This window comes from Mycolicibacterium madagascariense (genome assembly GCF_010729665.1).
Taxonomy (GTDB): Bacteria; Actinomycetota; Actinomycetes; order Mycobacteriales; family Mycobacteriaceae; genus Mycobacterium; species Mycobacterium madagascariense.
Map to the genome: position 1 here is coordinate 4,541,400 of NZ_AP022610.1, position 24,103 is coordinate 4,565,502.

Annotated in this window: 24 protein-coding genes; 16 read left to right on the forward strand and 8 right to left on the reverse strand. The window is 69.5% G+C overall.

Annotation, left to right across the window (positions count from 1 at the left end):
- Positions 1-2: 2 nt before the first annotated feature.
- A complete protein-coding gene (locus tag G6N60_RS21385; RefSeq protein ID WP_163741029.1) occupies positions 3-530 on the reverse strand; it encodes a cysteine dioxygenase in 528 nt (175 codons plus the stop codon).
- A 121-nt stretch (positions 531-651) separates the two neighbouring features.
- On the opposite strand from G6N60_RS21385, the gene G6N60_RS21390 reads away from it, so the two are divergent.
- Entirely contained in the window at positions 652-1,083 is a 432-nt protein-coding gene (locus G6N60_RS21390) for a lipoprotein LpqV (RefSeq protein ID WP_163741031.1), read from the forward strand.
- Positions 1,084-1,220: 137 nt separating this feature from the next.
- A complete protein-coding gene (locus tag G6N60_RS21395; RefSeq protein WP_163730778.1) occupies positions 1,221-1,433 on the forward strand; it encodes a hypothetical protein in 213 nt (70 codons plus the stop codon).
- Between the two features lie 8 nt (positions 1,434-1,441).
- Here G6N60_RS21395 and G6N60_RS21400 read toward each other — a convergent pair whose 3' ends face one another.
- The gene (locus tag G6N60_RS21400) at positions 1,442-1,825 is read right to left on the reverse strand and encodes a VOC family protein (protein ID WP_372510967.1); all 384 of its coding nucleotides are present in this window, start codon (positions 1,823-1,825) and stop codon (positions 1,442-1,444) included.
- A gap of 34 nt (positions 1,826-1,859) precedes the next feature.
- Between G6N60_RS21400 and G6N60_RS21405 the strand changes: the two genes are divergently transcribed.
- On the forward strand, positions 1,860-2,828 hold the full coding sequence (locus G6N60_RS21405; protein WP_163741033.1) for a patatin-like phospholipase family protein: 969 nt from the start codon (positions 1,860-1,862) through the stop codon (positions 2,826-2,828).
- Here the strand turns inward: G6N60_RS21405 and G6N60_RS21410 are convergent.
- Positions 2,825-3,682: a patatin-like phospholipase family protein gene (locus G6N60_RS21410; RefSeq protein ID WP_179969722.1), complete on the reverse strand. Its 858-nt coding sequence runs from the start codon at positions 3,680-3,682 to the stop codon at positions 2,825-2,827. The genes G6N60_RS21405 and G6N60_RS21410 overlap by 4 nt on opposite strands.
- Before the next feature lie 98 nt (positions 3,683-3,780).
- Between G6N60_RS21410 and G6N60_RS21415 the strand changes: the two genes are divergently transcribed.
- Positions 3,781-4,824 (forward strand): zinc-binding dehydrogenase, encoded by a 1,044-nt coding sequence (locus tag G6N60_RS21415; protein ID WP_163741035.1) that lies wholly within the window; start codon positions 3,781-3,783, stop codon positions 4,822-4,824.
- Positions 4,825-4,902: 78 nt separating this feature from the next.
- On the opposite strand, the gene G6N60_RS21420 is transcribed toward G6N60_RS21415, so the two are convergent.
- A complete protein-coding gene (locus G6N60_RS21420; RefSeq protein WP_163741037.1) occupies positions 4,903-5,958 on the reverse strand; it encodes an NAD(P)H-dependent amine dehydrogenase family protein in 1,056 nt (351 codons plus the stop codon).
- A gap of 109 nt (positions 5,959-6,067) precedes the next feature.
- On the opposite strand from G6N60_RS21420, the gene G6N60_RS21425 reads away from it, so the two are divergent.
- Positions 6,068-7,258 (forward strand): lipid-transfer protein, encoded by a 1,191-nt coding sequence (locus G6N60_RS21425; RefSeq protein WP_163741039.1) that lies wholly within the window; start codon positions 6,068-6,070, stop codon positions 7,256-7,258.
- 49 nt (positions 7,259-7,307) lie between these two features.
- Here G6N60_RS21425 and G6N60_RS21430 read toward each other — a convergent pair whose 3' ends face one another.
- Entirely contained in the window at positions 7,308-8,951 is a 1,644-nt protein-coding gene (locus G6N60_RS21430) for a long-chain fatty acid--CoA ligase (protein ID WP_163741041.1), read from the reverse strand.
- 114 nt (positions 8,952-9,065) lie between these two features.
- Here G6N60_RS21430 and G6N60_RS21435 point away from each other — a divergent pair, with 114 nt between their 5' ends.
- Complete coding sequence (locus tag G6N60_RS21435; protein ID WP_163741044.1) at positions 9,066-9,374, forward strand: hypothetical protein; 309 nt, start codon at positions 9,066-9,068, stop codon at positions 9,372-9,374.
- Positions 9,375-9,433: 59 nt separating this feature from the next.
- On the opposite strand, the gene G6N60_RS21440 is transcribed toward G6N60_RS21435, so the two are convergent.
- The gene (locus tag G6N60_RS21440; protein ID WP_163741046.1) at positions 9,434-10,807 is read right to left on the reverse strand and encodes a cation:dicarboxylate symporter family transporter; all 1,374 of its coding nucleotides are present in this window, start codon (positions 10,805-10,807) and stop codon (positions 9,434-9,436) included.
- 108 nt (positions 10,808-10,915) lie between these two features.
- Between G6N60_RS21440 and G6N60_RS21445 the strand changes: the two genes are divergently transcribed.
- Both G6N60_RS21445 and G6N60_RS21450 read left to right on the forward strand, forming a co-directional pair.
- Positions 10,916-12,472, forward strand: coding sequence for a sensor histidine kinase (locus G6N60_RS21445; RefSeq protein WP_163741048.1), 1,557 nt, complete (start codon positions 10,916-10,918; stop codon positions 12,470-12,472).
- Positions 12,469-13,158, forward strand: coding sequence for a response regulator (locus G6N60_RS21450; protein ID WP_179969723.1), 690 nt, complete (start codon positions 12,469-12,471; stop codon positions 13,156-13,158). Before G6N60_RS21445 ends, G6N60_RS21450 begins: the two co-directional genes overlap by 4 nt.
- Positions 13,159-13,165: 7 nt before the next feature.
- Here the strand turns inward: G6N60_RS21450 and G6N60_RS21455 are convergent, their stop codons facing one another.
- Positions 13,166-14,191: an MmpL3/TtfA transport complex stabilizer gene (locus tag G6N60_RS21455; RefSeq protein WP_163741052.1), complete on the reverse strand. Its 1,026-nt coding sequence runs from the start codon at positions 14,189-14,191 to the stop codon at positions 13,166-13,168.
- Between the two features lie 400 nt (positions 14,192-14,591).
- On the reverse strand, positions 14,592-15,371 hold the full coding sequence (locus tag G6N60_RS21460) for an SDR family NAD(P)-dependent oxidoreductase (protein ID WP_163741054.1): 780 nt from the start codon (positions 15,369-15,371) through the stop codon (positions 14,592-14,594).
- A 57-nt stretch (positions 15,372-15,428) separates the two neighbouring features.
- Here G6N60_RS21460 and G6N60_RS21465 point away from each other — a divergent pair, with 57 nt between their 5' ends.
- The 8 genes from G6N60_RS21465 to G6N60_RS21500 all read left to right on the forward strand — a co-directional run bounded on the left by G6N60_RS21465 (position 15,429) and on the right by G6N60_RS21500 (position 24,073).
- Positions 15,429-16,202 (forward strand): DUF427 domain-containing protein, encoded by a 774-nt coding sequence (locus tag G6N60_RS21465; protein WP_163741057.1) that lies wholly within the window; start codon positions 15,429-15,431, stop codon positions 16,200-16,202.
- Between the two features lie 56 nt (positions 16,203-16,258).
- Positions 16,259-16,540 carry a hypothetical protein gene (locus G6N60_RS21470; protein ID WP_163741059.1) on the forward strand — a complete coding sequence of 94 codons (282 nt, stop codon included), beginning with the start codon at positions 16,259-16,261 and terminating at the stop codon, positions 16,538-16,540.
- Positions 16,541-16,620: 80 nt separating this feature from the next.
- Positions 16,621-17,481, forward strand: coding sequence for an LLM class F420-dependent oxidoreductase (locus G6N60_RS21475; protein WP_163741061.1), 861 nt, complete (start codon positions 16,621-16,623; stop codon positions 17,479-17,481).
- The gene (locus G6N60_RS21480) at positions 17,478-19,274 is read left to right on the forward strand and encodes a penicillin-binding transpeptidase domain-containing protein (RefSeq protein WP_163741063.1); all 1,797 of its coding nucleotides are present in this window, start codon (positions 17,478-17,480) and stop codon (positions 19,272-19,274) included. Before G6N60_RS21475 ends, G6N60_RS21480 begins: the two co-directional genes overlap by 4 nt.
- Before the next feature lie 49 nt (positions 19,275-19,323).
- Positions 19,324-20,580: an MFS transporter gene (locus tag G6N60_RS21485; RefSeq protein ID WP_163741065.1), complete on the forward strand. Its 1,257-nt coding sequence runs from the start codon at positions 19,324-19,326 to the stop codon at positions 20,578-20,580.
- Between the two features lie 19 nt (positions 20,581-20,599).
- Positions 20,600-21,922 carry a nucleotide disphospho-sugar-binding domain-containing protein gene (locus tag G6N60_RS21490; RefSeq protein WP_163741067.1) on the forward strand — a complete coding sequence of 441 codons (1,323 nt, stop codon included), beginning with the start codon at positions 20,600-20,602 and terminating at the stop codon, positions 21,920-21,922.
- Positions 21,915-23,099, forward strand: coding sequence for a glucosamine kinase (locus tag G6N60_RS21495; RefSeq protein ID WP_163741070.1), 1,185 nt, complete (start codon positions 21,915-21,917; stop codon positions 23,097-23,099). Before G6N60_RS21490 ends, G6N60_RS21495 begins: the two co-directional genes overlap by 8 nt.
- Positions 23,096-24,073, forward strand: a complete 978-nt coding sequence (locus G6N60_RS21500) for an SIS domain-containing protein (protein WP_163741072.1) — start codon at positions 23,096-23,098, stop codon at positions 24,071-24,073. Before G6N60_RS21495 ends, G6N60_RS21500 begins: the two co-directional genes overlap by 4 nt.
- Positions 24,074-24,103: the final 30 nt, after the last annotated feature.

Genomic DNA, 24,103 nt, shown 5'->3' on the forward strand with positions numbered 1-24,103 from the left:
GGTCAGTTCCCCTCCGGGTGGTCGGTCAGCTCGGTCCGCTGCCGGCGCAGCGAATCGTGGTCGGTGACTTCGTAGTACGACATCGCCGTGAGGGGCGGTGAGTACGCGTGCACGCTCAGCGTAGGCGCACCGACCACGACGGGCCGCGACGGCGCCCAGACCACGTCGTGCACCCAGCCGAGCGGAAACCCGGCCTGGTCGCCGGCGTCGAGGCGACGGGTACGCAATGCCCCACCGTCCCAGCGGGTTTCGGCGAGGGCACCCGAGACGACGGTCAGCGCTCCCAGGGAACCGCCGTGGTCGTGCAGTTCGGTCGAACGCTCGGGCACCCAGCTGATGAGCCACACGTCGAGTTCGTCGTCGCCGTGCAGCCGGGTGAACCAGCGGTCATCGGTGGGCGGACCGCCGACGGGCAGTACGTGGTCGTAGCGGCCCGAGAGCACGTGATCGGCGGCGACGTCGGTCGCCCGCAGCAGATCTGGGACGCGAAGCCGGGTGGGCGCGACGACGGAGGGCAGGGCAAGGGACATGGTGAACGGATCTCCAAAGACCGGTGGATGGGGACAGATCGGGGGCGGGCGTCAAGCCCGACAACACTCCCGACAGGTGGTCCGCTCCATCACGGTGGCGAGTGTTGCATAGATTGGCGGCATGCGCAGCTACCCGATTCTCGCCGTGGCGGCCCTCGCGACCCTCGTCACCGGTTGCTCGTCGGGAGCACCGGAAAGCGGTTCCGGTGCGTCTACGACCGCGACGACGAGCCCGACGACGACGTCCCTGCAGACCCACACCGCCGCCCCCGGCGCGCTCGGGGTGTCCCCCGGCGGCGTCACGACCGCCGTCGGCACCCCCGCCGAATCGACCGAGGACGAGTACTTCCAGGCCTGCCACGCTGCGAAGGTGTGGATGACGGCCAAGGGCGGCGTGCAGAAGGATCAGTTCGAGCCCTACCTGGCAGACCTGCAGAAGTCGGACTCGGCCGGGCCAGGGACCTTCGGCTCGCCGTGGTCGAAGCTGTCCCCCGCGCGTCAGTCGGCGGTCATCGTCGCGGCCGAGGCCGCCGCCGACGATCAGTGCGGCTGACGCACTTCGAATCACGCCGGGCAAAAGTGCGACCGAATCCTTTGGCGCCCTAACTTTTAGCGTGCCTACCGTTAGGTGGCACACGTCACAAAGTTCGCTACTATGTGCTCCTCGTCACTGTGAGAGGGATGGCCCACATGGTTGCACCACACCGAACCCCGTTGAACACGACGCGTCCGGTCGCCAACGGCTCGATCAATGGAATGCGGGTGCTGATGGGCATCCTGCTGCTGCTCATCGCCGTCGGCGCCATCACCGGGGTCGTCGTCGCCCTGTCCAGCGGCCAGCCGACCATCGCGCTCGTCATCGGCCTGGTGGCGGCCGCGTTCTTCACCCGGGTGGGCTGCTAGCCCCCCGTTTAGGCCCCCGTTCGCCACACCAGGCAGAACGGGTGCCCCGCGGGATCGCGGTAGACCCGGAAGTCGTCGCCGGCGGCCTCGGGCACTCGAGTTGCCCCGAGCGACAACACCTTTGACTGCGCCTCGTCGACGTCGTCGACCAGGATGTCGAGGTGGAACTGCTGGGACCCACGCGGATCCGGGAACGCCGGCGGCTCGTGATCGGGCGCCTGCTGGAAGGCCAATCTGCGCCCGCCCGGCTCGGTCAAGACCACCCACGTGTCGTCCTGCGCCGTCACGTCGCCGCCGAGCACGGCGGCGTAGAACGCGGCGAGGCCGGCCGGGTCCCTGGTGTCCAGGACGACCGATCGAAGCGTCCCGATCATGTAGGGCAGGGTTGCCATTCGCGCGCCGATTCAACCCGGGATGATGAAACCCATGCGAGTGGCGCTCTGTCTGGGCAGCGGTGGCGCCCGCGGCTACGCGCACATCGGCGTCATCAACGAATTGCGCGAGCGCGGCCACCAGATCGTCGGCATCTCCGGGTCGTCGATGGGAGCGCTGGTCGGCGGGTTGGAGGCGGCGGGCAAGCTCGACGAGTACGCCGCGTGGGCCAGTTCGCTCACGCAGCGCGCCGTGCTCCGCCTGCTCGACCCGTCGCTGACGTCGGCCGGGGTGCTGCGGGCGGAGAAGATCCTCGACGCCGTGCGCGAGATCATCGGCGCGACGGTGATCGAGGACCTCCCGGTGCCGTTCACCGCGGTCACGACGGACCTCGTCGCCGGCACGTCGGTGTGGTTGCAACGCGGTCCGGTCGACGCGGCCATCCGCGCCTCCATCGCCATCCCCGGCGTCATCAAGCCGCACGTGCTCGACGGCCGGTTGCTCGCGGACGGCGGCATCCTCGACCCGCTACCGATGGCGCCGCTGGCCGCGGTCAACGCCGACCTCAGGATCGCCGTCAGCCTCGGCGGCGACGATCCAACGCATGCCCAGCGCCAGCCCGGACCCGGGCCGACGACCGAGTTGCTGAATCGGATGTGGCGCAGCACGACGGCCCTCCTCGACACCGCGACCGCCCGCACGCTGCTCGACACCCCCGCCGCCAGGACCGTGCTCAGCCGGTTCGCCAACGACGGCGTGGAGACCGACGACCACGACGACCACACCGAGTCCTCGGTCCCGCGGCTGAGCGGCTTCGAGGTGATGAACCGCTCGATCGACGTGGCGCAGGCGGCCCTGATGCGGCACACGCTCGCCGCCCATCCGCCCGACCTGCTGATCGAGGTACCCCGCACGGCCGCAAGGAGTCTGGAGTTCCACCGCGCCGACGAGGTCATCGACATCGGGCAGGAACTCGCCGCGGCTGCCCTCGACGCGCTGGTGCCGCGGTCGCTACACCCCTAGGACACCCCTAGGAATCGTGCGACCCGGCGCGCCTCACGGCGACCCTGGTCGCGACCGGCGTTCGCCGACGGGATGCGGCAGGCCGGGTCGAGGGGATTGGGTCCGAACGCCGCCAGCGACGCGTCGTCGGCGAACACGGCCAGCGTCTGACCCTGGAAGCTCGAAATCTCTTGCGCCGCACCATCTCCGAAGGGCGACGGCGTCGTCTCCCCGGAGGGCACCAGCACCACGACGGCGTCGCAGTCCGACGCGGCGGCGATGTTCACCGAACTGCCCACGCCGCCGTCCATGAGGCGACGCTCGCCGACGGTGACGGGTGGCCAGGCGCCCGGCACCGCGCAGCTGGCCGCGACGGCATCCACCAGGGCGATGCCGGAGTTGCGGTCCAGCACCAGCAGCTCGCCGGTGGCCACGTCGATGGCCGTCACCCGCAGCACCCGCTGCGGCCACTCCCGCACCGGTAGCCGGTGCGCGATGACCGCGCGTCGCACGGATTCGGAGACCGTCTCGGTGGACAGCGCCAGCGCGCCCACCCGCCGCAGACGCTCCTCCCGGGTCGCGGCGGGGTCGTCCAGCGCGGCCGTGAACTGCTCGACGAGCCGGTCGATGCTGACGCCGGGGTCGAGCTCGTGGGTCTCCTCCGACAGCTGCGCGGCGAACAGGTCGGCGAGCGTCGCGCCGCCGCCGAGCTGGGCGGCGACCGTCGACCCCGCCGACGTGCCGAGCAGGACGTCCGCGTCGAGCAGTGCCGTGGCGGCGTCGGGTGCCTCGTCGGCGATGCCCTGCAGGATGCCGGTCTCCCAGGCAATGCCCGCGAGCCCGCCGCCGGCCAACACCAGTCCACGTGTCGTCACGGCATCCGAGTGTGCCAGGGCGCCGGGACTACGGTTGTTGGCGGGTTCTCCACCGATTGCCCGCAACAACCGTGGTTTCGCGGGGCGAAGGGATGCAGATGGCTGACACGATGCGGGCGCAACGGTTCTACGCGGACTCCAAGACGGTTGCGGTGGAGGACGTTCCGATCCCGGAGCCCGGCCCCGGCGAGGTGCTGGTGAAGGTGGCGTTCTGCGGCATCTGCCACTCGGACCTCAGCCTCATCAACGGCACCTTCCCGTCGCAGCTACCCGTCGTCACGCAGGGCCACGAGGCGTCGGGCACGGTCGCCAAACTGGGCCCGGGCGTGACCGGCTGGACCGAGGGCGACCGGGTCGTGGTGGCCGCGGGCAAACCCTGCCTGGAGTGCGTGAACTGCCGCCGGGGCGACGTCTCCAACTGTCTGCGCCTGCGCCTGATGGCGTTCGCGTACGACGGCGCCTGGGCGGAGTACACCTTGGCACAGGCCGTCGGACTGACCAGGGTTCCGGACAACGTGCCCCTCGAGCAGGCCGCCATCCTCGCCGACGCGGTGTCGACGCCGTACGGGGCCGTCGTGCGCACCGGCCAGGTCGGCATCGGCGAATCCGTCGGGGTGTGGGGCGTCGGCGGTCTCGGCACGCACGTCGTCCAGTTGGCGCGCCTCGTCGGGGCCGCACCGATCATCGCGGTCGACGTGAAGCCCGCCATCCTGGAGCGGGCGCTCGCGGTCGGCGCGGACCACGCCTTCGACGCCCGCGACCCCGACCTCGGTGCCAAGATCGCCGGCGCGACGGGCGGCTGCAACCTCGACGTGGCCTTCGACGCCGTGGGGCTGGGGTCGACGTTCGAGCAGGCGCTCAACAGCCTGACCGTCGGCGGCCGGTTGGTGGGCGTCGGCATGAGCGCCGATGCCCCGTCGATCGGTCCGACGGCGCTGTTCAACCTGCTCAAGCGTCAGGTGCTGGGACATCTCGGCTACCAGAACGCCGACATCGGCACCCTGGCCGCGCTGGTGTCCCTCGGCAGGCTCGACCTGTCGCGGTCGATCAGCGAGATCGTGCCGCTCGAACAGGTGGCGCAGGGTATCGAGAAACTCGAGACGGCCGCGGGTGACCCCATCCGAATCCTGGTGCAGCCCTAGCGTTTTCCCGCCGAGCAGACGCAAAGGGCCCTGAAGAGTGGCATTCGAGGGCCGTTTGCGTCTGCTCGCGGGGAGGGCCTAGCGCAGGTGCGGTGCAGCCTTGCCGCTGATGAGCGGCAGGTCGAGGTAGGTGGCGATGCCCGGCGCGGCGGCGCACACCGCGGGTATCGAGTTGACGCAGTGCGCGGCCGTCGCGACGATGCCGTTGTTGGACACCAGCCCCGCCGCGACGCTCTCGGGCTGAAAGCCCTTGACGGTCACGGTGAAGTCCGGATTGCCCTTGGCCTCCATCTCGTAGCGCTCCCCGGCGGGGCCGAACGTCCATGGCGGATCGAGGTTCTCCTGACCCATGAACCAGTTGACCGTCACCCGGACGACGGGCTCGTCGTCGACGAGGGCCTCCCAGTGGAACTTTCGGCCGGCCACCTGCCCGGGCTGGATCGCCCCCATCGGGGTGTCGATGGGGGCCGTCGCGACCGAGATCTCCTGGGTGGAGCGGATGTGCGGGTCGGCGCGGAAGCCCACCGTGTCGACGATCATCCTCACCGACTGGACGAATCCCCCGTCGAGCAGCTTCTGCATCGGGCCCGTCAACGCCTTCTCCGGGGTGTCGCCGAAGCCCATGACGTAGCGCAGCACATCGGGCGCATCGTAGGTGCGCAGATCCGAGAACTCTTCTGCGCGAACGAATGTCACGCCGGTGGACATGATCGACATCATCAGGGGGAACTTGTCGCTGATGCCGCCGGGGGCGATGCCCGTGCCGTGCAGCGTGACACCGCCCTCCTGCGCGGCCGCCCGCAGCGGGCCCGCCTCCTTCTCGCCGGGGTAGAACCACCCGACGGGCGTGACGACGTTCTTGCCGGAGCGCAGCAGCGCGGCGACCTCGCCGGGGTCGGGCAGCAGCGGCGAGTAGATCACGGCGTCGGCGTCCAGGGCGAGGACGTCGTCCACGCTGTGGGTGGCCGTCACCCCGAGGGGTGTGCCGCCGATGAGGTCGCCGACGTCGCGGCCGCTCTTGGCCTCCGAATGGACCCAGCAGCCGGCCAGTTCGAGATCGGGATGCTCGAGCACGCCCCTGATGGCCGCGATGCCCACTCCGCCGGTTGCCCACTGCACGACGCGCAACGCCACTCGACACTCCCCTCGGCGTCCCGAACTAGAACACGTTCTACCCAGATCTACACCACGGGGCGGGCCTGCTGTTTCGTTTCGAGCAACGCAACGTAGCGAAGGGATGAGCATGACGAACCGGGTATTCGTGGTGGGCGTCGGCATGACCAAGTTCGAGAAGCCGGGCCGCCGGGAGGGCTGGGACTATCCCCAGATGGCCAAGGAGTCGGGCACCAAGGCACTCGACGACGCCGGCATCGGCTACGACGAGGTGCAGCAGGGCTACGTCGGGTACTGCTCGGGGGACTCGACGTCGGGCCAGCGGGCGCTCTACGAGCTAGGCATGACGGGCATCCCCATCGTCAACGTGAACAACAATTGCTCCACCGGCTCGACGGCGCTGTATCTGGCCGCGCAGTCCATTCGCGGCGGGCTGGCCGACTGCGTCATCGCGCTCGGCTTCGAGAAGATGCAGCCCGGCTCACTCGGCGGGGGTGCGCAGGATCGCGAGTCGCCGCTCGGCAACCACGTCAAGGCGCTCGCGGAGATCGACGAGTTCGCCTTTCCCGTGGCACCGTGGATGTTCGGCGCCGCCGGCCGCGAGCACATGAAGAAGTACGGCACCACCGCCGAACACTTCGCGAAGATCGGCTACAAGAACCACAAGCACTCGGTCAACAACCCGTATGCGCAGTTCCAGGAGGAGTACTCGCTCGACGACGTCCTCGGCGCCCGGATGATCTCCGATCCGCTGACCAAGCTGCAGTGCTCGCCGACGTCGGACGGTTCCGGCGCCGCGATCGTCGTCAGCGAGGCGTTCGTCGACCGGCACGGGCTCGCGGGGCAGGCCGTCGAGATCGTCGGACAGGCCATGACCACCGACTTCGCCAGCACGTTCGACGGCAGTGCCGCCAACATCATCGGCTACGACATGAACGTCCAAGCGTCCCAACAGGTTTACGACCAGTCGGGGCTCGGGCCGGCGGACTTCCAGGTGATCGAGCTGCACGACTGCTTCTCGGCCAACGAACTGCTGCTCTACGAGGCGCTGGGACTCTGCGGCGAGGGCGAGGCGCCCGCGCTGATCGACGACGGCGACACCACCTACGGCGGACGCTGGGTGGTCAACCCGTCGGGCGGGCTGATCTCGAAGGGTCATCCACTCGGCGCCACGGGCCTGGCGCAGTGCGCGGAGCTGACCTGGCAGTTGCGCGGTACCGCCGACAAGCGACAGGTCGACGGCGTGACCGCGGCGCTGCAGCACAACATCGGCCTCGGCGGCGCCGCGGTCGTGACGGCCTACCAGCGCGCCGAGCGTTGATCCGGCGAGCAGACGGAAAAGGCCCTGACACGCCGCAGAAGAGGGCCGTTTACGTCTGCTCGCGGGAGAGGGTGACCACGTCGTAGAGGCCCTCGGCATGCCGGGCGCGGATGGTCTTCTTGTCGTACTTGCCGACGCTGGTGCGCGGGACGGCGTCGACGAACGTCCACCGCTCGGGTAGCCACCAGCGAACGACCTTGTCCGCCAGGAACTCTCGCAGTTCCGCGGGAGTGACCTCGGCGTCGTCGTCGAGCACCACGGCCGCGAGAGGTCGCTCCTGCCAGCGCTCGTCGGGCACGCCGACGACGGCGGCCTCCACCACCGCGGGGTGTGCGATGAGGTGGTTCTCCAGGTCGACCGACGAGATCCATTCGCCGCCGGACTTGATGACGTCCTTGGCGCGGTCGGTCAGCGTCACGTAGCCGAGCGGGTCGACGCGGCCGACGTCCCCGGTGCGCAACCACCCGCTGGCGAACTTCTCCGGATCCCGGTCGCGGAAGTACGCGCCGGTGATCCACGGCCCGCGCACCTCCAGTTCGCCGACCGCCTTGCCGTCGTTGGGCAGTGGATCGCCCGCGTCGTCGACGATGCGCACCTCGACGCCGCACATCGGTCTGCCCTGGGTGCCGCGCAGGGCCCAGTGCTCCTCGGCGCTGGCCCCGGGCGGCGGCCAGGCCATCGTCGCCACCGGCGAGGTCTCCGTCATCCCCCACAGCTGGCGGATCTGGACGTCGAACTTCTCCTCGTACGCCTGCATCAGCGACACGGGCACCGCCGATCCCCCGCACGACACCAGTCGCAGTGACGAGATGTCATGTCCCGGTTCGGCATCCAGACGGTGCATGACGTCGTTCCAGATGGTCGGCACGGCACCGGCGACCGTGGGACGGCACGTCTCGATGACGCCGATGATCGACGCGGCGTCGAGGAAGCGGTCGGTGAGCACCAGGTCGGCGCCGGCCATCAGGGCGGCGTAGGGCAGCCCCCAGGCGTTGGCGTGGAACATCGGCACGATCGGCAGCACCGAGTCCGCGGCCCCGATGCCGAGCGTGTTGGCGGTGCACGTGCTCATCGCGTGCAGATAGCTGGAGCGGTGGCTGTAGACGACGCCCTTCGGGTTGCCCGTCGTGCCGCTGGTGTAACACATTGCAGCGGCGTCGGTTTCGACGAGCTCCGGCCAGTCGAATACCGGTGACTGGGCCGCCAGGACCTCGTCGTAGCGCAGCACCTGCACCCCGGCGCTCTGCAGCGGACCGAGGTCGCCGTCGCCGACGGCGAGCACCGTGCGCACGGTCTGCAGCAGCGGCAGCACGGGTGCCAGCTGCCCGGTCAGCGACAGGTCGGCGATGATCACCGCGTCCGCCGCCTCGTTGGCGATGTAGGCGATCTGCTCGGCCGACAGCCGGATGTTGAGCGTGTGCAGCACCGCACCCATCGACGGCACGGCGAGGTAGGCCGCGAGATGTTCGGCGTTGTTCCACATGAAGGTGCCGACCCGGTCGTCCCCGGTCACGCCGAGTGCCCGCAGCGCGTTGGCGAGGCGGCCCGCCTGCTCGCCGAGTTCGCGGTAGGTCGCGGTGCGCTGCCCGCCGTCACCCGTCGCGGTGCTGACGGTGCGTTCACCGTTGACCTCGCAGGCGTAGCGCATGATCGTCGCGACGGTCAGCGGGACGTCCTGCATGGTGCTCTGCATGGCCGCGATGCTAGCCGTGGCGGCGATCGACGTTCGCAGTTCGGGGCACCGCGCAGAGTTCCCATCCGCCGTCGGGTGGAGGATGATTGCCAAAGACGTCACGGGAGGCTGCTCATGCGCATCGGGTGGACGGTCGCCGCCGCGGCCATCGGGATATGTGGAGCCGCCGTGATACCGACGGCGGTGGCCACCGCGGAGACCGCGCAGGAGACCATCGATCGCCTGCAGTCGCAGGGCTACACGGTCAACATCGACAAGGTGGGTACCGCACCCATCTCGCAGTGCTACGTGACCAGCGTGCGGAATCCGCACACGAATTCGCAACTGGTGCCCTACGTCGGACCCGGCAACGGGGGCGATCGCGTGCTCATCCCCCAGGTGACGAGTCAGACGATCTCGGTCTCGCTGAATTGCACGGGCTGACGGTCTGACGCCGAAGGACCCGGCCGGGGCGAGACGACCGGGTCCTCCTCCAGCGCGCCCTACGCCCGCGCAGGGACCTTCGCCTGCACGGGTTCTTCGGCGCGGGAACCGTGGTCGTCCACCATCGTCGACTCGTTGAACGGGTCTCCGCCGGCGAGCACCCGGTCGACCTGATCGCGGTCGACGGTCCTCGTCCAGGCTCCGACGAGCAACGTGGCGACGGCGTTGCCGGAGAAGTTGGTGACCGCGCGCGCCTCGGACATGAAGCGGTCGATGCCGACGATGAGGCCGACGCCGTCGAGCAGGTCGGGGCGGTGGCTCTGCAGGCCGCCCGCCAGCGTCGCGAGACCCGCTCCGCTCACGCCCGCCGCACCCTTGGACGCGACGATCATGAACACCAGCAGCGAGATCTGTTCGGCGAGCGCGAGCGGTTTGCCCATCGCGTCGGCGACGAACAGCGAGGCCATCGTCAGGTAGATCGCCGTGCCGTCGAGGTTGAACGAGTAGCCGGTCGGGACCACCACGCCGACGGTCGTCTTCTCCACGCCGAGGTGTTCCATCTTGGCGATCAACCGGGGCAGCGCCGACTCCGAGGACGACGTGGCGAAGATCAGCAGGTACTCGCGGGCCAGGTAGCGCACCAGGCGGAAGATCGACACCCCGGCGACAGCGCGCAGCAGCACGCCGAGCACGCCGAAGACGAACAGCACGCAGGTGACGTAGAACCCGAGCATCAGCGTCAGCAGCTGCGTGACGGCGCTCCAGCCGGTCTGCCCGACGACGTTGGCGATCGCCCCGAACGCCCCGATCGGCGCCAGCCACAGGATCATCGACAGCACCTTGAACACCAGCTTCTGGACCGACTCGATGCCGCGCAGTATGCCCTCGCCCGCGCTGCCCATGCTCAGCAGCGCGAAGCCGACGAGGAGCGCAATGAACAAGGCCTGCAACACGTTTCCCTCGGTGAGCGATGAGAGCAGCGAGGTCGGGATGATGTGCTGGACGAACTCCATCAAGCCGCCGGCCTCGTGGGCCTGTTCGGCCAGCTGACTGCCCTTCGACGACGTCGCGCTCAGGTTGAGGCCGGTGCCGGGGCTCAAGAGGTTGCCGACGACGAGGCCGATCGCCAGGGCGACGGTCGACATCGCCATGAAGTACACGAAGGCGAGCCCGCCGACCTTGCCGACGGTCGCCGCCGCGCGCACCTTGCCGATGCCCAGCACGATGGTGCAGAAGATGACCGGGACGATCATCATCTTGATCAGGCTGACGAACATGGTGCCCAGCACGCCGACGCTCTTGCCGACCCCGGGTGCCAGCAGTCCGACGGCGACGCCCGCGAGCACCGCGACGATGACGGCGAGGTAGAGCCAGTGGGTGCGGTCGCGTTTCTGCTTGGTGGGTGGGACGGGCGTGTCCACGTGGTCGGTCATGGCGGTTCTCCTACGGTGGGCCAGGTGTGAGGTCTGAGAGGATCCTGGTAGGAAAAGTGATGCCCGTCACGCTTTAGTTCATTTCGTTCAACCGCAGACGGAGGCGCGATGCGCAGGTGGTGGCCGCGCTCACTGGCAGGCCAGGCCATCGCGCTCCAGGTCGCCGTGATCGTGGTGGTGGTGCTGGTCGGCGGCGTGCTGGCCGTGCTCGATGCGCGTCGCGACGGCGACTCCGCCGCGCGCCAGCAGGTGGTCGGCATCGCCACCGCGCTGGCGGATGCCCCGTCCACGGCGCAGGCGATCGAGTCCGGCCGGGCCACTCAGGTCTTGCAGCCGGTCACCGAGGCGGTGCGGACGAACACCGACATCGCGTTCATCACCATCATGTCGCCGGACGGCACCCGGTTCACCCACACCGATCCCAGCCAGATCGGCGGCCACTATCTGGGCACCATCGAACCCGCGCTACGCGGCGAGACGTTCAGCGAGGTCTATACCGGGACGCTGGGGCCGTCCATCCGGGCGGTGGCGCCGGTCCGCGATGCGTATGGCCGGGTCGTCGGGCTGGTGTCGGCGGGCATCACGCTGCAGACGCTGGCGCAGCGATGGCACGAGCAGTGGCCGATGATCGCCGCCGTCGGCCTTGGCGCCCTTGCCCTTTCGTTGATCGGGGTGTGGGCGATCCGTCGCCGCCTGCTCCGCCAGACGCACGGCCTGGCACCCGAGGAACTGCGCGTGATGTACGAACACCACGACGCCATCCTGCATTCGGTGTCCGAGGGGCTCGTCGTGCTCGACCGCGATCGGGTGGTCCTGGTCAACGACGAGGCGCGCCGCCTCCTCGGACTCACCGCGGGCGACGTGACGCTCGCCGATCTGCCGGAGTTCCTCCGTGAGAACGACCCCGGCGCCCGCGACGAGGTGCACGTGACCGACGACCGGGTGCTCGTCGTGAACCGTGCGCCCGTCGCCCACTCGGAGCACTCGGAGGTCGTCACGGTGCGCGATCGCACCGAATTGCAAGGCGCACTCGGCGAATTGAGCTCGCTGCAGGTGCTGACGGACTCGCTGCGCGCGCAGGCCCATGAGGCCGCCAACAAGCTGCACACCGTGATCGCCATGGTCGAGATGGGCAGACCGGAGGACGCCGTCCGGTTCGCGACGGAGGAGCTGGCCCTGTCGCAGCGCCTGGTGGACCGGCTGTCGTATGACGTCGGTGAGCCCGCACTGGTCGCGCTGCTCCTCGGCAAGATCGCGCAGGCCGACGAACGGGGCATCGCGCTGTCGGTCACCGAGGACACCCATCTGCCCGGCGATCAGGACGACCCACCGCTGTCCGCGCAGGAGATGATCACCGTGCTGGGCAACCTCATCGACAACGCGATGGATGCGTGTGACCGCGACGATCCATGGGTGGAGGTGACGGTGGCACTGCAGCAGGGCGACCTCTCGCTGCGGGTCGCCGACAGCGGCGCGGGCATGGACGCCGAGACCTTCGAACGTGCCGTCCGGCGCGGATATTCGACCAAGACCGCCGAGCCGGGCCAGCACGGCCTCGGCCTCGCGCTGGTGGCGCAGGTGGTGCGACGGCACCACGGCACGCTCACCGCCGCCGTGAGCTACGGGTCGGTCGTGACGGCGACGGTACCGTGGCGAGTCCCGTGATCACCGTGCTGATCGTCGAGGACGATCCGCTGATCGCCGAGGCACACCGTACGTATCTGGCTCGCCTGCAAGGATATTCGGCCGTCGGGGTCGCCCACACCGCCCGCGCGGCCATGCAGACCGCCGCCGCGGCCGCGGCCACCGACACCCCGATCGATCTGGTGCTGCTGGACCTCGGACTGCCCGATGCGAGCGGTATCAACCTCGCCTCCGCACTCGCCGGGCTGCGTCCGGCGCCGGACATCATCGCCATCACCTCCGAGCGGGACCTGGAGATGGTGCGCGCGGCGGTCGCCCACGGCGCCCTGGCATACCTGCTGAAACCGTTCACGTTCGCGGCCTTTCGCGACCGGCTCGAACGCTACCGGCGCTACCGTTCGGCGCTGCCCGCCGGGGTCGACGCGGCCAGTCAGGACGAAGTGGACCGGGCGCTGGCCGAGATGCGCACGGCCACCGACAAGTCGGTGACGCCCAAGGGCGCGGCACCGCAGACGATCGACGACGTCGCCCGGGCGGTGCGCGATGCCGCCGACGGCGTGACCGCCGACGGGGTCGCCAGAAGCGTTGGGGTGTCTCGGGTCACCGCGTGGCGCTACCTGGAGCGGCTGGCCGAGAACGGCACCGTCACCCGTCACACCGACTACGGCGGGACGGGTCGGCCGAAGACGCGCTACCAGTGGCGGTAGGCCGGCCTCAGACGCCTAGCGGCTGCAGCTCGCGGCGGGCGGGCACGACGAGTGACGGGGCATTCTCGAACTGCGAGTACAGCATCGGCGACGGCGAGGCGACCGCGTAGGTGGTGACGCCACCGTCGTAGTCGGCGACGTAGAGCCGGTCGCCGTGCGTCGCGACGGCGGACGGACGGGCACCGACCGACACCTCGGCGACGACCGCGCGCTCCTCGGTGTCGACGACCGCGACGTGGTCGTAGTCGACGACGTAGGCCCGGGTGCCGTCGGGGCCGATGGCGAGCTGGGTGGGCGTCTGGGCGACCTGGGCGAGGTCGACGATCTCGTTCTTGACGAGGTCCACGAAGTACAGCACGCCGCCCTCGGCGATGTCGGAGGTCAGCACGTAGGCAATGCTGTCCATCCCGAGTTCGAGACCGCGAATCGGGGCCCCGATCTCCAAAGTGCGCCGGACGCGGGCGGATTCGACGTCCACCGTGAGGAGCCGGCTGCCGCGGGCGTCGGACACGGCGACGTACAGCCGACGGCCCGACGCGTCCAGGCGCAGGGCGTCGATCACGGCGTCCTCGCCCTTGGCGACGTAGATGGTGCCGACGCGTTCGGCGGTGAGGTCGATGACCGCGACGTCGACTCCCGTCTCGCCGGCCCGCGCGGCATAGAGGCGCTTGCCGTCGGCGCTGGCGGTGATGGCCGTGACCGTGAACGCCAGCGGGTACTCCCGCAGGACGTCACCGCTCGCGGTGTCCACGACGGCGATGGCGTCATAGCTGGCCGACGAGACGGCGACGTGGGCACGACCGTCGCCGAGGGCAACGGCCGTGGGCTGCCCCACCGCGGTGCTGCGGTGCGGTGCCAGCGTGTCGGCGTCCAGCAGGGCCACCGAGTCCTCGGCGAAGTGGGTCACCGCCAGGGTGCCGCCCGCCACGGCGATGTCGGAGATCGCGCCGCGGCCGATCGTCGCCGACTTCAGCAGGGCAACGTCCTTGTTCTCGACGGTGACACTGTGCGAGCGCGCAGAAACACTGGGCATGGTCTTCGATACCTCCGCCAGCCTCACGTGGGGCCGGCAATAGATTCGTTCCGGTCGACGCCGCTTGGGCGTGGTCGACGTCGAGTGTAGCGACGAAAGAACGGGCCCCCGGGCATCGCCGGACCGCCGCGGCCGGCAACGTCGACAACCTCTCATGACATCTTTAGGAAATCTTCCGTTATTCGTTCGTTATCTATCACCAGCAAGGTCGATGACCCCCGCTGCCTGCGATGGGTCGCGCGTGGCAAAGCATTCTGAGAACCCCTGAGCAGCGGCTCGTGTAACGCGCTCTTAGATTTGCCAGCCAGAATGAGCGCCACATCACAACGCGACACGTAGCAAATGCGGAGACCGTTGCGTGACGGGTACGGCTCGGCGCCGACCGCGGTGAGCTGCGGCGCTATTCGGACTTGACGAGTCGCTGGGACACTTCGAGCATCACCTTGCGCGGCGTGAACCGGTAGCCGTAGGCGAGCAGCGCGTTCTTCAGGCCCGACACCACCGTCGGCGTCGACTTGTCCAGCGCGGACAGCGCCGTGTCGACGACCTGCCGGGGCGTTTGCCTGCCGCTGGTGAGGAAGTCCTCGCCGGTGCGGGCGAAGAACTCGGTCTCGGTGGCGCCGGGGCACAGCGTCAGCACCCGCACGCCACTGCCCTTGGTCTCCTGCCAGAGCGCCTCGGTGAACGACAGCACGAACGCCTTCGTCGCCCCGTAGACGGCCATCCCCGGGATGGGCTGGAACGCCGCGGTGGACGCGACGTTGAGGATGAGCCCGTGGCCCGCACTGACCATCGCCGGCAGGAACAGCCCCGTGAGTTCGACCAGCGTCACGCAATTCAGTTGGACCTGAGCACCGTTCGCGGCGGCGTCCTGTTCGGCGAAGTCACCGTGCAGACCCACGCCGGCGTTGTTGACGAGGAAGTCGATCGTGCATCCGAGATCGCGCACCGCCGAGGCGAGTTCGGCCGCCGATCCGGGCTGGGACAGATCGGCGGCGACGACGTCCACGCGCAGACCGGGGTGGCGGGCCAGCAGGCTGTCGCGCAACTCGGCGAGCTTCTCGGCCCGCCGGGCCACCAGCACCAGGTTGACCTGCCGATTGGCCAGCTGCACGGCGAATTCCTCACCGATCCCGCCGCTGGAACCGGTGATCAGCGCAGTGCCGTTCTCGAGCTTCATGGGGTGACTCCTGCCGTTGGCGGTGAACGTCCGCGACCGCAATCCTATGGTGGACCGATGAGCGATGGCAGCGTTCCCGACTACCCGCAGATGGCCGCCGCACGGGGCCGGGTGGAACCCGCTCCGCGGCGGGTGCGCGGCTACTCCGATGGCCGCCTGGTGTTCGACACGACACGCGCCCGTTACGTCTGGGAGGTGCCCTACTACCCGCAGTACTACGTACCGCTCGACGACGTCGACTCCACGCTGCTCGTCGACGAAAACCATTCTCAGCGTCTGCAATTCGGGCACGCCAGATCGTTCTCGATCGACGGTCGCGCCGACGACAAGCCGCCCGTGCGGGTGTTCGACGCCGACGGCGACGGGCCCGTCGCGGGTCTGGTGCGGTTCGAATGGGCCAGCCTCGACTGGTTCGAGGAGGACGAGCGGATCGTCGGTCATCCCCGCAATCCGTACAGCCGCGTCGACGCCCTGCGCTCGCATCGCCACGTCACCGTCGAGCTCGACGGCGTCCTCCTCGCCGACACCCACAGTCCGGTCCTGCTCTTCGAAACCGGCTTGCCGACAAGGTATTACGTCGATCGCACGGACGTGGTCTTCGAACACCTGACGCCGACCGACACCGAGACGCTGTGCCCGTACAAGGGCACGACGACGGGCTACTGGTCGGTGCGGGCGGGCGGTGTCGTGCACCCCGACCTGGCGTGGACCTACGACTATCCGCTCCCCGCGGTCGCGCCGATCGCCGGCCTGGTCGCGTTCTTCAACGAGAAGGTCGACGTCACGGTCGACGGCGTGCGGTTGCCGCGTCCGGAGACGCACTTCGGGTAGTCGCTACGGGGCCCCCGGAGGTGCGCACATTAGAAAATGATGAGAGACTTCCCACCGTGGTCGAAGACGCAGGAAACGCCCAGGCGAAGGCGCTGCTGAGCGAGCTGTACGGACACGTCGAGGACATCTCGCACAAGCTGGCCGCCGCCGACGAACGCAACCGGCGCGCCCGCGCACGCGGCAACTCTCGCCGAGACCCGATCGCCGGCATCCTGCGGCGCGAACTCTACGAAGCACACCGGCTCATCGACGGACTCCACCGGCGTTACCCGCAAACCGCGCCGGAGTCGCGCCGGCTGGCCACCGGGCATCCGCGACGCGCGGTCGGCGCGTCCTAGCGTTCCCACCCACCTACCGTCGCCCGTCGGTGGCGATGGCGTTGAATGGGATGGTTCACCTCCCATTCGAAAGGGTGCCCATGCGCGTCGGAGTGGTCTTTCCCCAAACCGAGCTCGGCGGTGACCCCGGCGCGGTGCGCGCCTACGGCCAGCGAGTCGAGGAACTGGGGTACACCCACCTGCTGGCCTACGACCACGTCGTCGGCGCGGACCCGGCGGTCCACACCGGGTGGAACGGGCCCTACGACGTGCACACGACGTTTCACGAACCGTTGGTGATGTTCGGCTTCCTGGCCGCACTCACGCAGTCACTCGAGTTGGTCACCGGCGTCGTCATCCTGCCGCAGCGCCAGACCGCGCTGGTGGCCAAGCAGGCCGCCGAAGTGGATCTGCTCAGCGGCGGCCGGTTGCGCCTCGGCGTCGGAATCGGTTGGAACGCCGTCGAATACGAGGCGCTCGGCGAGGACTTCGGCACCAGGGGCAAGCGGTCCGCCGAGCAGATCGAGCTGCTGCGTCGGCTCTGGACCGAACCGTCGGTGACGTTCGACGGCACCTTCGACAAGGTCACCGGGGCGGGCTTGGCGCCGCTGCCCGTCCAGCGGCCCATCCCGATCTGGATCGGGGCCGCCTCGGCGCCCGGCTACCGGCGGGCGGGACGCCTGGCCGACGGCTGGTTCCCCATGATGGAACCGGGACCGGACCTCGACGCGGCACTCGCCGAGGTGGCCCGCGGTGCGCGCGACGCGGGCCGCGATCCCGCCGCGATCGGCATGGAGGCGCGGGTGTCCTGGCAGGGCGACGTCGACGCCGTCGCCGCGCAGATCGCCGCGTGGTCACGGGCGGGCGCGACCCACCTGTCGGTCAACACGATGCGCGCGGGGCTGACGACGGTCGACGAGCACCTCGACGTGCTCGCCGAGGTCGCTGCCGCCCGGTCATGACGAGAGGCCGCTCGCTGTCGCTGCTGGCGACCGTTCTGCTCGTGGCCGCGACGGGCTGCTCGCTGTTCTCCAGTCCGAGCCCGCGAGATGCGTTCAGCGCGTTCGCCGTAGCGCTGGCCCGCAGGGATCCCGCTGCGGCCGCTGCGGCCACCGACGACCGGGACGCCGCGTCGGCAGCCATCTCCTCGATGTTCGACGGCATGGGCAAGGACGCGTGGGTGACGGTCACGTCGAGTCAGTCCGGTGACGACGACAAGACCGCGAAGCTCGCGTACTCGTGGACGTTCGGCGCCGGCAAGACGCTGACCTACGACGCGACGGCCACCGCGCAGCAGTCGGGCGACGACTGGCGCGTGCACTGGGATCCCACGGTGTTGCACCCGAAGTTGCGGCCCGGCATGACATTTCAGTACAGCGACGACAGGAACTTCCTCACCCCCGTCACCGATCGGGACGGGCAACCATTGATGACGTGGCAGACGGTCGGCGTGGTCGATCTGGCACGGGAGCACCAGGACTCGGCGGCTCCGCTCGCCGCCCTGCTGCAGCCCTTCGACCAGACCATCACCGCCGACTCGATCGCCGGTCAGTTCGCGGGCACCAAGGACGACACCGTCACGGTGGTCAAGCTGCGCGCCGACGATCTCGCCGGCGTGCGCGATCAGCTCGCCCAGCTCCCCGGCGTCACGGTCGTCGAGCAGGGGGCGCTGCTGACGGCCGACCGCGACCTGTCCTCCCCCGCCATCGACGGGCTGCCCGCGCTGTGGCAGCAGGCCATCGACGCGAGCGCGGGGTGGTCGGTGACGCTGGTGTCCACCGAGGGCAGCGACAAGGGCGCGCCGACCGAGCAGCTCACCTCGACACCGCCGCGGGACACCCCGCCCGTCCGCACCACGCTCGACACCCGACTGCAGTCACTGGCCCAGCAGGCCGTGGCGACCGAGTCGAGACCCGCGGTGCTGGTGGCCATTTCGCCATCGACCGGTGGCATCCTGGCTGCCGCGCAGAACGCGGCGGCCGATGCCCAGGGCCCGATCGCGTTCTCCGGCTCCTATCCGCCGGGCTCCACGTTCAAGACGATCACGACCGCGGCCGCCATCCAGGCCGGACTGGCGACCCCCGATACGCCCGAACCGTGTCCCGGCACCGTCACCATCGAGAACCGGACCATCCCCAACGAGGACGAATTCGACCTTGGGACCGTGCCGCTGTCGACGGCGTTCTCGCACTCGTGCAACACCACGATGGCGGCGCTGGCCGACCGGCTGCCCGCCGCCGCGCTGCCAAACATGGCGCGTCTGTTCGGCATTGGCGTCGACTACGTCATCCCCGGCCTGACCACGATCACCGGCCGCGTGCCCAACGCCGACACCCCGGCGCAGAAGGTCGAGAACGGCATCGGCCAGGGCACCGTCACCGTCAGCCCGTTCGGGCTGGCCGTGGCCGAGGCCAGTCTCGGGCGCGGCCGGACGATCACGCCGACGCTCGTCGTCGGTCAGCCCACGGCCGCCAACCCACCGTCGGCGCCCATTCCGCAGGCGATCACCGACGACCTGCGCGCGATGATGCTGCTGACGGTGTCCGACGGGACGGCGACCGCACTGAGCGACGTCCCCGGCCTCGGCGGCAAGACCGGCACCGCCGAGTTCGGCGACAACACCCACTCCCACGGCTGGTTCGCCGGCATCGACGGTGACATCGCCTTTGCGACCCTGGTCGTCGGCGGCGACTCCTCCACCCCCGCCGTCACCGTCAGCGGCGACTTCCTGCGACCGGCTTTGACAGGAAACTGACAGGCGGCTCTTGGCGATCAAAGGGGAAATCAACGGGGAAACTGAAGCGATGCCGCGAACGAAGTTGACGTCAGACCAGCGAAACTCGTTCGTCGCGGCCCAACTCGGTTGGACCATGGACGCATTCGACTACTTCATCGTGGTCCTGGTCTACGCCGACATCGCCAAGACGTTCCACGTGTCGACCACCGAGGTCGCGTTCCTCACCACCGCCACGCTGTTCATGCGGCCCGTCGGCGCACTGCTGTTCGGGTTGTGGGCCGACCGGGTGGGGCGACGGATCCCGCTCATCGTCGACGTCCTGTTCTATTCGACGGTCGGCTTCCTGTGCGCCTTCGCGCCGAACTTCACGGTGCTCATCGTGCTGCGACTGCTGTACGGCATCGGCATGGGTGGGGAGTGGGGGCTCGGCGCGGCACTGGCGATGGAGAAGATCCCCGCGGCGCGGCGCGGCTTCTTCTCCGGTGTGCTGCAGGCGGGTTACTCGATGGGCTACCTGCTGGCGACGGTGGCCTCGCTCCTGGTGATCGACTGGCTCGGGCTGTCCTGGCGCTGGCTGTTCGGGCTGTCGATCGTGCCCGCCCTGATCAGCCTCATCATCCGGTCGCGGGTCAAGGAGTCCGAGGTGTGGGAGGCTGCGCAGGATCGAATGCGCGTGAATCACACCAGGATTCGCGACGTCCTGCTGAATCCGGCGGTCGTGCGGCGGTTCGTCTACCTGGTGATCCTCATGACGGCGTTCAACTGGATGAGCCACGGCACGCAGGACGTGTATCCGACGTTCCTGCAGGCTCACCACAGCGGCGGAGCGGGCCTGTCCAGCGAGACGGCCAAATTGATCGCGGTCATCTACAACGTCGGCGCCATCATCGGCGGGCTGCTGTTCGGCGGACTCTCCGAGCGCTTCGGCCGCAGGTACACGATCGTCTTCTGCGCTCTGCTGGGGCTGCCCATCGTGCCGCTGTTCGCCTTCTCCCATACGGCCGCGATGCTGTGCCTCGGCTCGTTCCTGATGCAGGTGGCCGTGCAGGGCGCCTGGGGCGCGATCCCCGCGCACCTCACCGAGATGTCGCCCGACGCGATCCGCGGCTTCTATCCCGGGGTCACCTATCAGCTGGGAAACCTGTTGGCGGCGTTCAACCTTCCCATCCAGGAGCACCTGGCGGCGACGCACTCCTATCCCTTCGCGTTGACCGCCACCATCGTTCCGGTGCTCGTCGCTGTCGCGGTGCTGACGTTCTTCGGTAGGGACGCCACCGGGGTGCGGTTCGGCACCGACGAGACGGTGTACTCGACCGCGCGCTGAATGGCAGTATCGTCCCCTCATGCAGACGCCGACACCGCTGACGATCATGTTCTGGCCCGAGTCGGCGTACGGCCCGACCAATCAATGCATCGGGCTCGCGGCGATCCTGCGCGACCGCGGGCACACGATCGTCTTCGCGGCCGAGAGCTCCTGGGCGGGCAAGCTCGCCCCCCTCGGATTCGTCGAGGAGCTGGTCGATCTCGCCGATCCCGCGCCTGCCACAGACGTAGAGCAGGATGCCGGCAAGTTCTGGACCGACTTCATCACCGAGACGGCGCCGGAGTTTCGCAAACCCACCATCGACCAGCTGGCGTCGTTCGTCCAACCGACCTACCAGGCCCTCGTCGACGGCGCGAAGTATTGCGAACCGCGGCTGCGCGAGATCATCGCCACCCACCGACCCGACGTCATCGTCGAGGACAACGTCGTGCTCTTTCCCGCGCTGGTGACCTCCGGGGCGCCGTTCGTCAGGATCGTCTCCTGCAGTCCGCTCGAGGTGCCAGGTCCCGGTGTGCCTCCGCCCTTCTCGGGGCTCCCGAGTGCCGACCGCTCGGACTGGGCGGCCTACCGTGCGGAGTTCGACCGCACCCACCGCGCCACGTGGGCCGAGTTCGACGCCTGGGTTCGCGATCAGGGGGCCGACGGTCTGCCCGAGCTGGAGTTCATGCCGCGCGCCAACGCCGCGAATCTCTACGTGTATCCGGCCGAGGCCGACTACGTCGACGAGCGTCCGCTCGACGACACCTGGACCCGGATGGACTCCAGCGTCCGCGAGACCGACGAGGACTTCGTCGTGCCGCCCCAGGTTGCCGAACGCCCCGAGGGCAGCGCGTTGATCTACCTGTCCCTCGGCTCCCTCGGTGGGGCCGACGTGGAGCTCATGCGGAGGCTGGTCGACGTGCTGGGCAGGACCCGTCACCGCTTCATCGTGAGCAAGGGGCCGCAAGCGGATCGGATCACCCTGCCGGACAACATGATCGGTGCTCAGATGCTGCCGCAGACAAAGGTCATCCCCCAGGTCGATCTCGTCATCACCCACGGCGGCAACAACACCACCACCGAGGCCCTGCACTTCGGCAAGCCGATGATCGTACTGCCGCTGTTCTGGGACCAGTACGAAAATGCCCAGCGCATCGACGAACTCGGGTTCGGCGTGCGGTTGGACACCTACGCATTCACCGACGCGGAGTTGACCGACGCCGTGGATCGGCTGCTCGCCAACGCCGAGCTGCGCGCCACGCTCGACGAGATCGGGAGCGCCATCCGCGATCGCGACGGCCTGCGCGTCGGTGCCGACGTCATCGAGCGGGTGGGCGCCCAGCACCGAGACTCGGTTGTCTGACGCGCTCGATCTCACCGACGGCACGCGCCTCGTGATCGTCGGTGCCGGGCTGGCGGCGCTGCCCGAGGTGCGCGACGCGGACGGCCGCTGGCGGCGCGCCCTGGCCGGCGACGGTGTGGCCGAGGCCCTGCTCGACGTGCTGGCTCGCGGTTCGGGACAGTTGGGCAACTTTACGGTGACGTCGTGGGTGACGCGGAAGGCGTTCGGCGAGAGGGCGATCGGCGTCGACCAGACCAACGAGTCGGTCGTCGTGGGCGAACTCGCCGTGGTCAAATGGGCAACCCACCTGCAGGAGGGTCCGCACCCGGCGCCGCGCCGGATCGCCGTCCTGCGCGACGCCGGCTTCACCGGGATGCCGACACCGTGGGGTCTCGTCACGTGGCGGTCCCCGAGCGGCGTGCAGACGATGGTGGCCAGCGTCGACGAGTATCTGCCCGGAGCGGTCGACGGGTGGTCCTGGGCCGTGGACCTCATCACCGCGGCCGTGCAGACCGGCACCGTGACACCGTTTCTCGACGCCGCCGCCGCCGTCGGCACGGTGATCGCCGAGCTGCACGGCGCGCTGTCCGGCACCGCCACCGTCGCGTCGCCATCCGACGCCCGGCGATGGCGGGGTGACGCGCTCGACGCCCTGAACGTCGTCTGCGCCCTCGACGACGTCGCGAGCGTTCGGTGCGCGCGGGCGCGGCGAGACGAGATTGCGGCCATCCTCGACGACGTCGGCGCCGCCGACGGCACGCCCGTCCTCGAGGGCCACGGGGATCTGCACGTCGGGCAGGTGCTGCTCAGCGGCGGACGGTTCGCAGTGACGGACTTCGACGGCAACCCCGTGCTCACGGCGCAGGAGCGGATGTCGCCCGTTCCCGCCGCACTCGACGTCGCAGGCATGGCGCAGTCGCTTGCGCACGCGGCGATCGTTGCGGCGAAGTACGCCCACCTCGACCCCGCCATGCTCGCCGACGTCGACGCGTCGGGACGGGCGGCCTTCCTGGGCGCGTACGCGCAGCGGCTCCATGCACTCGGCCACGACGAACTGTACCGACCAGAACTGTTGCGCCCCTTCCGTCTACAGCAGGTACTACGCGAGATCATCTATGCCGTTCGGCATCTCCCGCGGTGGGGGTACGTCGCCGACGCCGCGCTGCCCGCCGTGCTCGACGAGGGAGTGGCCCGGTGAATCCCGACGCCTTCGCCGCCGACCTGCACCGCAAGCCCGAGGTCCTGCGTCGCCTCGCCGCCGCGTTGAGTGCAGGCAACCCGTGGGCCGAGGCGGTCCCGGCCGACACCGAGCGCGTGGTGCTGATCGGCATGGGCTCCTCGGCCTACGCGGGTGGTGTCGCGGCGGCGCGGATGCGGTCCCGCGGGCTGATCGCGACCTCGGAACTGGCTTCGTCGCAACTGCTTCCACGATGGGGCGCACGCACCACCGTCGTGGCGACCTCGGCGAGCGGCGGGTCCGTCGAGACCCTCGACGCCCTCGACCGCCTCGAGGGGACGACCCCCACCGTCGCCCTGACCAACACCACGGCCTCCGCGATCACCGAGCGGTGCGACGCCGTCGTGGACATGGGCGCCAAGCCCGAGGCAGGCGGTGTCGCGTGCCGCAGCTACCAGCACACGCTCGCCATGCTGCTGGCGCTGGAGTGCCACCTCACGGGGTCGAGTACGGCGGCGCTGGCCGAGACGGTCGCCGCGGCAGCAGCGGCATCGGCTTACCTCCTAGACACTGAAAGTGATTGGCGGCCACAACTTTCCGAACTCCTCCTGGGTCCGTCCGGCACCCACCTGGCCGCACCCGCCCACCGTTTCAGCTCGGCCCAGCAGGGGGCGCTCATGTTGCGCGAGTGCCCACGCCTGCCTGCGGTCGGCTGCGAGACGGGTGACTGGAGCCACGTCGACGTGTACCTGACCAAGACGACCGACTACCGACTGCTCGTCTTCGCAGGTTCGCCATGGGAGACCCAGCTGGCGGAGTGGACCACGGCGCGCGGCAGCACCGTCGTCGGGGTCGGGGCCGACGTCGCGGGCGCACGGGAAGTACTGCGGTACCCCGGCGACACCGACGACGACGTCCGGTTGCTCACCGAAGTGCTGGTCCCCGAACTCCTCGCCGCCGCAGCATGGCGATCGGCGGCGCCCAGCACGGCGTAGCACGACACCCGACGACTGCTCATCGACCAC

Coding starts and splice junctions, on each gene's coding strand:
- G6N60_RS21385 (WP_163741029.1), bottom strand. CDS start 530: ATGTCCCTTGCCCTGCCCTCCGTCGTCGCGCCCACCCGGCTTCGCGTC.
- G6N60_RS21390 (WP_163741031.1), top strand. CDS start 652: ATGCGCAGCTACCCGATTCTCGCCGTGGCGGCCCTCGCGACCCTCGTC.
- G6N60_RS21395 (WP_163730778.1), top strand. CDS start 1,221: ATGGTTGCACCACACCGAACCCCGTTGAACACGACGCGTCCGGTCGCC.
- G6N60_RS21400 (WP_372510967.1), bottom strand. CDS start 1,825: ATGGCAACCCTGCCCTACATGATCGGGACGCTTCGATCGGTCGTCCTG.
- G6N60_RS21405 (WP_163741033.1), top strand. CDS start 1,860: ATGCGAGTGGCGCTCTGTCTGGGCAGCGGTGGCGCCCGCGGCTACGCG.
- G6N60_RS21415 (WP_163741035.1), top strand. CDS start 3,781: ATGGCTGACACGATGCGGGCGCAACGGTTCTACGCGGACTCCAAGACG.
- G6N60_RS21425 (WP_163741039.1), top strand. CDS start 6,068: ATGACGAACCGGGTATTCGTGGTGGGCGTCGGCATGACCAAGTTCGAG.
- G6N60_RS21430 (WP_163741041.1), bottom strand. CDS start 8,951: ATGCAGAGCACCATGCAGGACGTCCCGCTGACCGTCGCGACGATCATG.
- G6N60_RS21435 (WP_163741044.1), top strand. CDS start 9,066: ATGCGCATCGGGTGGACGGTCGCCGCCGCGGCCATCGGGATATGTGGA.
- G6N60_RS21440 (WP_163741046.1), bottom strand. CDS start 10,807: ATGACCGACCACGTGGACACGCCCGTCCCACCCACCAAGCAGAAACGC.
- G6N60_RS21445 (WP_163741048.1), top strand. CDS start 10,916: ATGCGCAGGTGGTGGCCGCGCTCACTGGCAGGCCAGGCCATCGCGCTC.
- G6N60_RS21455 (WP_163741052.1), bottom strand. CDS start 14,191: ATGCCCAGTGTTTCTGCGCGCTCGCACAGTGTCACCGTCGAGAACAAG.
- G6N60_RS21460 (WP_163741054.1), bottom strand. CDS start 15,371: ATGAAGCTCGAGAACGGCACTGCGCTGATCACCGGTTCCAGCGGCGGG.
- G6N60_RS21465 (WP_163741057.1), top strand. CDS start 15,429: ATGAGCGATGGCAGCGTTCCCGACTACCCGCAGATGGCCGCCGCACGG.
- G6N60_RS21475 (WP_163741061.1), top strand. CDS start 16,621: ATGCGCGTCGGAGTGGTCTTTCCCCAAACCGAGCTCGGCGGTGACCCC.
- G6N60_RS21480 (WP_163741063.1), top strand. CDS start 17,478: ATGACGAGAGGCCGCTCGCTGTCGCTGCTGGCGACCGTTCTGCTCGTG.
- G6N60_RS21485 (WP_163741065.1), top strand. CDS start 19,324: ATGCCGCGAACGAAGTTGACGTCAGACCAGCGAAACTCGTTCGTCGCG.
- G6N60_RS21490 (WP_163741067.1), top strand. CDS start 20,600: ATGCAGACGCCGACACCGCTGACGATCATGTTCTGGCCCGAGTCGGCG.